This is a genomic window from Rhodococcus sp. ENV425 (assembly GCF_002887785.1).
In the GTDB taxonomy this organism is placed as follows: domain Bacteria; phylum Actinomycetota; class Actinomycetes; order Mycobacteriales; family Mycobacteriaceae; genus Rhodococcus; species Rhodococcus aetherivorans.
Genome location: NZ_PCZU01000025.1, coordinates 26,891 through 36,573 on the forward strand (window position 1 = coordinate 26,891; position 9,683 = coordinate 36,573).

The following is a 9,683-nucleotide window of genomic DNA, read 5'->3' on the forward strand; positions in this document are numbered from 1 at the left end:
ACCTGTTTCCCTGGTGGATCACCGTGCGCGAGCCACGACCGCGATGTGCCAGAGAACCGTGAATAGCTGACAAGCAGGTCGAAGCGGCGCTTTGGACGCAGTTGCGCCTCCTTCGACATGACGGGAGGGGCGAAAATCGTAAGTCCGGAAATCTTCCATGCCCTGGTCTTCATGTGCTCCCTCTTCGCCGCGTCCGCATGGTGCCTGGCTCGACCGAACGTCCTGTCGAGCACGGCACTCGCGGTGGCGTCGTTTCTGTGGCTCGCGCTGAGCGGTCCCCTCGAGGGCCGGGTGCTGTACGTGTTCAATCCTGGCCACGGCCTGACCGAGTCCGACCTTCTGTCCTTCGTCGGATTCGGTATCGCAGCATGGGGCTTCTGGGCGTCCTACCGCCGTTACAGGCGCGGTGGTCCGGGCCGGTGGCTGTAGGACGCCCAGTCGGCCTCAGCCGCAGGCCGGCACGTCGATGGTGAGTTCAGGCTCGTCCACCAGCGGTTGCACCGGGATACGGGCCTGGCCCTCGACGACGGGTTCCGTCAGCTCGAAGACGATCTCGGCGGTCTCGCCGCGCGGAACCGGAAGCTGCACGCTGTAGACGGGATGTCCCAGTTCTTTGCCGGTGAAGTTCATAGCCGGGCTGCCGTTCACGGTTACCTTGTCGAGCCTCGCACCCTGCGTGGCGACCAGTGACAGATCGGTCAGGTTGGCACCGAACGGCGCGCCCACCGGGTTGTCGAACATTCCCGCCACGTAGTTGGTGAAGTCACCGGCAGGCAGTTCGTTGGTCAGCCGCACCGTGACCGTCGAGTTCCGGGTGTCGCCGCCGCACGACGCCGCGGTGTACTCGATCTCGCGTCGCAGGTAGTAGTCCAGCTTGTTGCCGCCCAGGTTGTTGACGACGACGCCCGCGTACGGGGCGGGATCCTCGGGAACGGTGTGGCCGAGCGGTGTTCCCGCAAGAACCGCCTGCTCGTGCGGGTTGGCGCTCCATACGGCGAGCCGCCCTTCGCTCGCCGCGCGGCCGAGGGCTTCCAGCAGGGCCTGGGGGCGGCTGATGCTGCCCGTCATCTTCTGGACGACCGCCGATGCCACCCGTTCCAGGTATTGCTTGCGGGCCGCCTGGTTGTCGCCGAACCGCGAGTACGCCGTGGATTCGGTGAGTTCGACGACGTTGTCGGCGGTGATCCTCTCGCCGTCCGGCATCGTGACCGGGCCGACCACCTCGAGTACGTAGCTGAGCGCCACCGGATCGGTCGCCACCGCGCCGTCGACCCGCTCGCCCGACTCCTGCTGCCACAGGGACTGCCAGATCTGCGCCGCATACGGGAAATGCGAGCTGACATTGCTGTTGCGGAAGTCCACCGTCGGCCGGCTGTGCCCGTAGGTGCGGGCGAAGTCCGGTCCCAAGTCGATGGGCTGGTAGTTCGTGCGCAGTTCCCTGTTGCTCGCCAGGTCGTCCACGCGCACCGCGCCGTCGGCCGCGCGGACGATGCCGAACCCGCCGAGCAGGCCGCCCGTGCCCCGGGCCTCCGCGTTGGTCTGGAATCCGATGAAGTAGCTGCGCGGCCCGTCGGCACCCAGCATGGCCGGCGCGATCTCGGCCGCGAGGGAAGTGTTGTGGAGCAAACCGGACAATTCGGCTGTCTGGTCCTGCAATTGGATGCGCGCGTCGTCGATCAGGCCCAGGTAGGTGCCGTCGATGTCCTGCGCTCGGGCGTCGAGTTCGGCCGCCGCGGCCGCGGTGGTCTCGAGGACCGGTGCGGCGTCGCGCAGGGCTGCGAGGTTGATGCGGGCGCCGTCGAGGATCAGCTGATCGGGGGAGACGGCCGAGCCGGCGTCCACTGCGGGGACCAGAACGTCGGATGTGAGACCCGTCACAATGTCGCTCATCTGCTGGCTCGAGGCGAACGGGCTGCCGAGCCGGGGGATCGCCGCGGCGATGCTCCACGGCAGCGAGTGGGTGGAGTCCTGCGCCTGCTTCGCGTACTTGTCGGCGTCGCCGGCGGTGCGGAGGGCCGTCTCGGTATCACCGGCCAGCAGGGCGTTTTTCGAGCTCGTGGCGTACTCCCGGGCCTGCTCGAGGCTCGACTTGGCCTGCAGCCCTTCGTAAGCCAGCCAGGCGCCCATCCCGACGACGACGACCGCTCCTGCGGTGCAACCGATCGCGACGGTCCGGCGCTTGTGACGCTCGGCGGCGATCTGCTCATCGGTCTTGCGTCGGCGCACCTTGCGCCGCCGTGGTTCCGGCGAAAGTGACTCGTCGGTAACATCGTTCACGCGGTCAAACCCCCTTCGATTCCTCCGCGGCGACCATATCCGAGAAACCGGTCGGATGGTCGGTTCGAGTGGTGAGTAACGCTCAGGATCGTTAGGGTCGATGTATTCGACGGTGATGGATGCAGGGAGGCGTCCACAACGTCGTCGACCGAGGGATTCCCACTGCACGCCCTCGGTCCCGAGGGAAAACGAGGGGGTGCGGTGCCGTCTTTTGCCATGTCCACGAGTCAGCGTGGACTGTGGTTTGCTCAGCAGCTCACCCCGGACGTCCCGTTCACCATCGCCCAGTACCTGGACCTGCACGGCCCGCTCGACGCGGACCTGATCCGCGCGGCCTGCAACCAGGCCGCCCGCGAGGTCGAATCCGGCACGCTGTTCCTCGAGATGGTCGACGGCGAGCCGTGGCAACGGGTGATTCCCGACGTCGACGACTACCCCGGTTACCTGGACCTGCGCGGCGACGACGACCCCGAGGCCGAGGCGCGACGGTGGATGGACGAGACCTACACCCGTCCGCTCGACCCGCTGCGCGACCGGCTCATTGCCACCACGCTGATCCAGCTCGCCGACGAGCACTTCTACCTCTTCACCTACATCCACCACCTCGCCCTCGACGGGCACGGCGGGATGGTGATGCTCGGCCGCAGCGCCGAGCTGTACACGGCGTGGGCGCGCGGGGAGGCGCCGGCGCCGCTCGCGGCGATGAGCCTCGAGCAGATCGCCGAACACGAGCTCGCCTACGTCGGCAGCACCAGGCAGGCCACTGACCGCGAGCATTGGAGGCAGCGCCTGGTGGACCTGCCGCCGCCCGTCACGCTCGCCGCCGGCTCCGCCGCCCCCACGATGCCGTGCCGACACGTCGGTGCGGCACTCACCGCCGAGGTGACCGACGCCGTCGCCGAGCTGGCCCGCGACGCCAACTCCACCGACGTCCCGATCGTCGTCGCCGCCTTCGCCGCCTACCTGGCCCGCATGACCGGCACCACGGACGTCGCGCTGAGCCTGCCGGTCTCGGCCCGCACCACCGCGCCGCTGCGCCGCTCGGCGGGCTCGATCTCGAACATCGTGCCGCTGCGGGTGGGCGTGGAACCCGGCGTCACCGTCGCCGAGCTGGTGCGGCGCGTGCAGGTGGAGCTGACCGGGGCGCTGCGGCACCAGCGGTACCGCTACGAGGACATGCTGCGCGACCTGCACGCTGTGGGCGATCACCGGGAGACCCGCAGCGCGTTCGGGCCCGTGGTGAACCTGATGATGTTCAACCCGGAGTACGCGTACGGCGACATCACCGGCGAGTACAACCTGCTCTCCACCGGCCCGGTCGACGACCTGTCGGTGAACGTGTACGCCGGGATCGCCGGGCGCAGCACGCGGGTGGACTTCGAGGCCAACCCGCGCCTGTACGGCGATGAGACGCTCACCCGGCACCACCGCCGGTTCCTGGACTTCCTCGGCGCGTTTGCGCGGTCGGCCGACCACGCGGTGGGCGACCTGCCGCTCGCGGCGCCCGGCGAACTCACCGGCCTCGTCCCCGCGCGTGGCCCGCACATCGAGGACGTACGCCTGCTGCCCGACGTGCTCACCGCGCACGCCGGCTCGGACCGCGTCGCCGTGCGCGACGGCGCCGTCGCGCTGACCTACCGAGAACTGGACGAGCGTTCAACTGCGCTCGCGCGCAGGCTGATTGCGTGCGGCGCGGGACCCGACGACCGGGTCGCGGTGCTGCTGCCGCGCTCGGTCGGCGCGGTGGTGGCGCTGTGGGCCGTCGCCAAGGCCGGCGCCGCCTACACCCCGATCGATCCGGGCGCCCCGGCGCTGCGGCTCGCCGAACTGCTGCGCGACGTGCCCGTCGCGGTGTGCGGCGACGACGTCGCCCTGCCCGACGGCGTGACCCGCGTGGATCCGGCGGGCGGCGAGGTGTCGCCGGCGCCGTTCGACGCGGGCGAACGGCTGCGTCCGCTGCACCCCGACCACCTCGCGTGGGTGATCCACACGTCCGGCTCCACGGGCACCCCCAAGGCCGTCGCCGTCGGCCACCGCGGTCTCGCCGGACTCGTCGCGACGCTGCGGGAGCGGTACCCGGCCGACGCCGCGTCGCGCGTGCTGCACCTGGCCGCCCCGAGTTTCGACGCGTCGCTGCAGGAACTGCTGCTGGCCTTCGACACCGGCGCCACCCTCGTGGTCTGCCCGCCCGACGTGGTCGGCGGACCGGACCTGGCCGCGCTGCTGCGCGAACAGGCCGTCACCCACGCGATCACCGCGCCCGCCGTCCTGGCCATCACGCCCGAGGCCGACCTGCCGGCGCTGCGGATGCTCGACGCGGGCGGCGAGGCCCTGGCGGTCGACGTCGCCGACCGGTGGTCGCGCGGGCGCACGATGCTCAACGCGTACGGGCCCACCGAGACCACCGTCCTCGCCACGCTCAGCGAGCCGCTGCGGCCGGGTGGGGGAGTGCCCATCGGCGCACCCGTCCACGGCGTGACGGCCGTCGTGCTCGACGCGCGGCTGCATCCCGTGCCCGTCGGCGCGGTCGGCGAGCTGTACCTGGGTGGGCCGGCCGTCGCCCGCGGTTACCTCGGCGACCCGGCGCTGACCGCGGCCCGGTTCGTCGCGTCGCCGTTCGGCCGCGTGTACCGCACAGGAGACCTGGTGCGCTGGAGCCGTGCGCGTTTCTGGTCGTCGGAGCTACCAGAAACGCGCACGGGCGGCGGGGACGTCCTGGAGTTCGTCGGGCGCGCCGACCGGCAGGTGAAGATTCGCGGCTACCGCATCGAACCCGGCGAGGTCGAGGCGGCGCTCACGGGTCTCGGCGACGTCGCGAGCGCGGCCGTCGTCGTCCGCGGCGACACGCTCGCGGCCTACGTCGTCGGCGACGTCGAGCCCGACGACGTGCACGCCCGCCTCGCCGAGCGCCTGCCCGCCTACCTGCGGCCCGCGACGGTCACCGTGCTCGACGCGCTGCCGCTCACCCCGGGCGGCAAGATCGACCGTCGCGCCCTGCCCACCCCGGCTGTCGACACGGCCACCGGCTCGCGCACGCCGACCGGCCCGACCGAGACGCTCGTCGCGCAGCTGATGTGCGAGATCGTCGGCGTCGACCGGGTGGGGGCGGACGCGAACTTTTTCGCCCTCGGCGGGCATTCGCTCGGCGCCGCACAGCTCGCGGCGCGGCTCGGGGCCGCGCTCGGCCGCGACGTGCACCTGCGTGACGTGTTCGACCATCCCACCGTCGCCGGACTCGCCGCGGCCGTCGACGCCGGACCGGCCGCCTCGATGCCCGCGCCCACCCGCTCGGACGACGACACGCCCGCGCCGCTCGCCCCCGCCCAGCGACGGCTGTGGCTGCTCGCCCACGGTGACACCGCCGCCTACCACCTGCCGTTCGCGCTGCACCTCGACGGCACCCTCGACGTGGCCGCGCTGCGCGCCGCGGTCGGCGACGTCCTCGACCGGCACGAGATCCTGCGCACCGTCTACACCGAAACCGGCCCGCGGCAACGGGTCCGGCCCGTGGCCGAGGTGCTGCCCGCCCTCGACGTCGAACCCGTCGACCCGGCCGACGTGGACGCCCTGATCGCCGAGTGGGCCGCCGCACCGTTCGACCTCGCCACCGGCATCCCGCTGCGGGTGCGGCTGCTGCGCGTGGGCCCGGACCGGCACGTGGTCGCCGTAGTCGCCCACCACATCGCCATGGACGGCGCGTCGTTCGTGCCGCTGACCCTCGACCTCGCTGCCGCCTACGCCGCCCGCGCCGCCGGACACGGCCCGCGGTGGGAACCGTTGTCGCTGCGGTACTCCGACTACGCCCGCTGGCACCGCGCCCTGCTCGGCGACGCGGACGACCCGGACAGCCTCGCCGCCCGCGAACTCGCGCACTGGACCACCACGCTCGCCGGGCTGGGCGAGGCGCCGACCCTGCCCACCGACCGTCCCCGCCCCGGCCGCCCCGGACCGGCCGAGTCGCTCGAATTCGCCGTCCCCGCCGCGCGGTTCGAGGCGCTGCGCCGCCTGGCCGCCGCGCACGACGCCACCGCGTTCATGGCGGTGCACGCCGCCGTCGCCGTGTGGCTGTCGGCGTGGACCGGGGGGCGCGACGTCGCCGTCGGCTCCGGCACGGCCGGCCGCGAGCACCCCGACCTCGAGCGTCTCGTCGGCATGTTCGTCGGCACCGTCGCGCTGCGGCTCGACGTGGACTCGGCCGCGTCGTTCGCCGAGCTGCTCGCCGCCGCCCGTCGCGCGGACCTCGACGCCTACGCGCACGCGACGGTGCCGTTCGACCGCGTCGTCGATGCACTCGGGTTCGCCCCGTTCCAGGTGATGCTCGCCTACGACAACGTCGCCGTGCCCGACCTCGCGCTGCCCGGCCTGGCCGTGCGCGCCGAGGAGATCCCGTCCGGCCGCGCCCGGTTCGACGTGGAGATCGCGGTGCGCGAGCTGCCCGACGGCTCGCTGTGCGGACGGGTGATCTACGACGGTGCCCTGTTCGAGCGCGCGACGGTCGCCGCCGCGGTGGCCCGCCTGCACGCGGTGCTCGACGCGGCCGTCGCCGCGCCGCAGGCACCCGTCGGCGATCTCGAGCTCGGCGCCCCCGAGGTCGTCCTGGCAGACCCCGGGCCGGTCGCGACGTTGCCGGAGCTGCTCGCCGCGCACCCGCTGCGGGTGAGCGCTCCGGGCGGCGCGCCGATCGAGTTGATCGCCGCCGCAACACCGTTGGCGCGGCACCTGATCGAGCGCGGTCTCGGTCCGGAGGATCGGGTGGCGATCCTGCTGCCCCGGTCGGGGGACTCGGTGCGTGCGGTGGCCGCCGTCGCGCTGACCGGGGCGGCGTTCGTGCCCGTCGACCCCGTGCAGCCCGCGGCGCGGATCGCCCAGATCCTCGCCGACGCCGGGGTGCGGCACGTCGTCGCCCGGCCCGGCACGTCGCTGCCCGACGGCGTCGCACTCGTCGACCCGGCCGCCGGATCCGCGCGGTCGGCGCCGATCACCGACGCCGACCGGGTGCGTCCGCTGCGGCCCGACCACGCCGCGTACCTCGTCTACACCTCCGGCTCGACCGGCACGCCGAAGGGGGTCGTCGTCACCCACCGGGGGCTCGCGCCGCTCGTCGCGTCGCTGCGCCGCCGCATGGACCTCGACCCGCAGGCGCGGGTGCTGCACTTCGCGTCGCCCGCGTTCGACGCGTCGGTGCTCGAGTACCTCCTGGCCGCCGCGGCCGGCGGCACCCTCGTCGTCGCGCCGCCGGACGTGTACGGCGGCGAGGACCTGCTGGAACTGCTGCGCGCCGAGCGCATCACGCACTGGTTCTCGACCCCGGCCGTGCCTGCGCAACTGGACCCCGCGGGCCTGGACGCGCTGCGCGTGCTCGCCGTCGGCGGCGAGGCGTGGCCGGCCGAGACCGCGGCCCGGTGGGCGCCCGGCCGGACCATGCTCAACGTGTACGGGCCCACCGAGACCACCGTGCTCGCCACCGCCAGCGCGCCGCTCGTGCCGGGGGAGCGGCTGACCATCGGCACCGGCCTCGACGGCGTCACCGCGCTCGTGCTCGGCCCGCGGCTGCGGCCCGTGCCCGTCGGCGTGGTCGGCGAGCTGTACCTCGCCGGGCCGGGCCTGGCCCGCGGCTACCTCGGAATGCCGAGCCTGACCGCGAGCCGCTTCGTCGCGTCCCCGTTCGGCGGCGGTCGCATGTACCGCACGGGCGACCTGGTGCGCTGGAGCGGTGTGCCCTTTGGGCGGCCGGAGCAGCCCAAAGGACACACCGGCGGCGGGGTCGCGTTGCGGTTCGTGGGGCGCAGCGACGATCAGGTCAAGCTGCGGGGCGTGCGCATCGAACCGGGCGAGGTCGACGCCGCGCTGCGGACCGTGCCCGGCGTCGAGCAGGCCGCGACCGTCGTGCGCGACGGGGCGCTCGTCTCCTACGTCGTGCCCGCCGGCGTCGACGCCGAGGACGCGCGCGGGCGGCTGCGGCAGAGCCTGCCCGCCCACCTCGTGCCCGTCGCCGTCGTGCCGCTCGACGCGGTGCCGCGCACCGCGCACGGCAAGCTCGACGTCGCGCGGCTGCCCGCCCCCGACCTCGGCGGGCGCGACGAGCCCGGCACCGGGACCGAGGCGCTCGTCGCGCGGGTCTACGGCGAACTGCTCGACTCCCCGGTCGGCAGGACCGACGACTTCTTCGCCGTCGGCGGCAACTCGCTGCTCGCGACCGTGCTCGTCGGCCGGCTGCGCGAGGAGACCGGCGTCGCCGTGCCGCTGCGGCTGATCTTCGAGCACCCCACCGTCGAGGGGCTCGCCGCCGCGCTCGACGCCGGCGGACTCGACGTCGAGGCCGGGCCGGTGCCCGTCCACCCGCGCCCCGCCCGGATCCCGCTCAGCCGCGCGCAACGTCGCCTGTGGGGGCTCAGCCGCCTCGACCCCGACGCCTACCTGCTGCGCGCCGACGTGCGCCTGACCGGCCCGCTCGACGTGCCCGCCCTCGAGACCGCGCTCGGCGACGTCGTGGCGCGGCACGAGATCCTGCGCACCCGCATCGTCGTCGACGAGCAGGGTCCGCATCAGGTCCTGGCGGACCGTGGTGTCCATTGGGACCTCGAGGGGACCGAAAGGACACCACGGCGCCTGCGCCTGACCGTGGACCACGCCGCGGCGGACGGGGCGTCGCTCGCGCCGCTGCTGCGCGACCTCGCCGTCGCCTACGCCGCCCGCGCGGCCGGGCAGGCGCCGCGGTGGGAGCCGCTGCCGCTGCAGTACGCCGACTACGCCCTGTGGGAACAGGCGCGCGGGATCCCGGAGGCGGACGCCGCGCACTGGCGGCGCGCCCTCGACGGGCTCGATCCGGTCGAATTACCCACGCAGGCAGGGTGTTCGGAGACGGAGTCGTCGGAGCAGGAGGCCGGGACCGTCGCGTTCGAGGTGCCCGCCGACGTGCGCGCCGGGATCGCAGAGCTCGCGCGGGCCCACGGCGCCACCGAGTTCATGGTGCTGCACGCCGCGCTGTCGGTGCTGCTCGCCCGCGTCGGCGCCGGACACGACGTCGCCGTCGCCGCCGTGGTCTCCGCCCGCCGCTGGGCGCAGGTCGAGGACCTCGTCGGCCCGTTCCTCGAGACCCTCGTGCTGCGCGCCCGCGTGGAACCCGACATGCCGTTCGCCGGGCTCCTCGCGCAGGTCCGCGACTTCGACGTCGCCGCCCTCGACCACGCCGGGGTGCCCTACGAGCAGATCCTCGCCGGCCTGCCCGGCCGCGCCCCGCAGGTCGCGCTCGCCCTGCAGGACTTCACCCTCGCCCCCACCCGGATCGGGGACCTCACCGTCGAGGCCGAGGAGATCGTCCGCGGCGCACCGAAATTCGATCTGCAGTTCGCGTTCGCGCCCGCCGCGGACGGCTACGCCGGCACCCTCGTGCACGACGCGTCGCG

The 9,683-nt window shown here is 73.6% G+C and carries 3 protein-coding genes; 2 read left to right on the forward strand and 1 reads right to left on the reverse strand.

From position 1 onward, the window contains the following. Positions 1–171: 171 nt before the first annotated feature. Positions 172–429: a hypothetical protein gene (locus tag CQZ88_RS01385; protein WP_258008406.1), complete on the forward strand. Its 258-nt coding sequence runs from the start codon at positions 172–174 to the stop codon at positions 427–429. A 15-nt stretch (positions 430–444) separates the two neighbouring features. On the opposite strand, the gene CQZ88_RS01390 is transcribed toward CQZ88_RS01385, so the two are convergent. Next, entirely contained in the window at positions 445–2,226 is a 1,782-nt protein-coding gene (locus tag CQZ88_RS01390; protein WP_102799138.1) for a DUF4012 domain-containing protein, read from the reverse strand. Positions 2,227–2,493: 267 nt separating this feature from the next. On the opposite strand from CQZ88_RS01390, the gene CQZ88_RS01395 reads away from it, so the two are divergent. Beyond that, positions 2,494–9,683: non-ribosomal peptide synthetase (locus tag CQZ88_RS01395; RefSeq protein ID WP_146034234.1), on the forward strand; the 7,190-nt coding region annotated here is incomplete at its 3' end.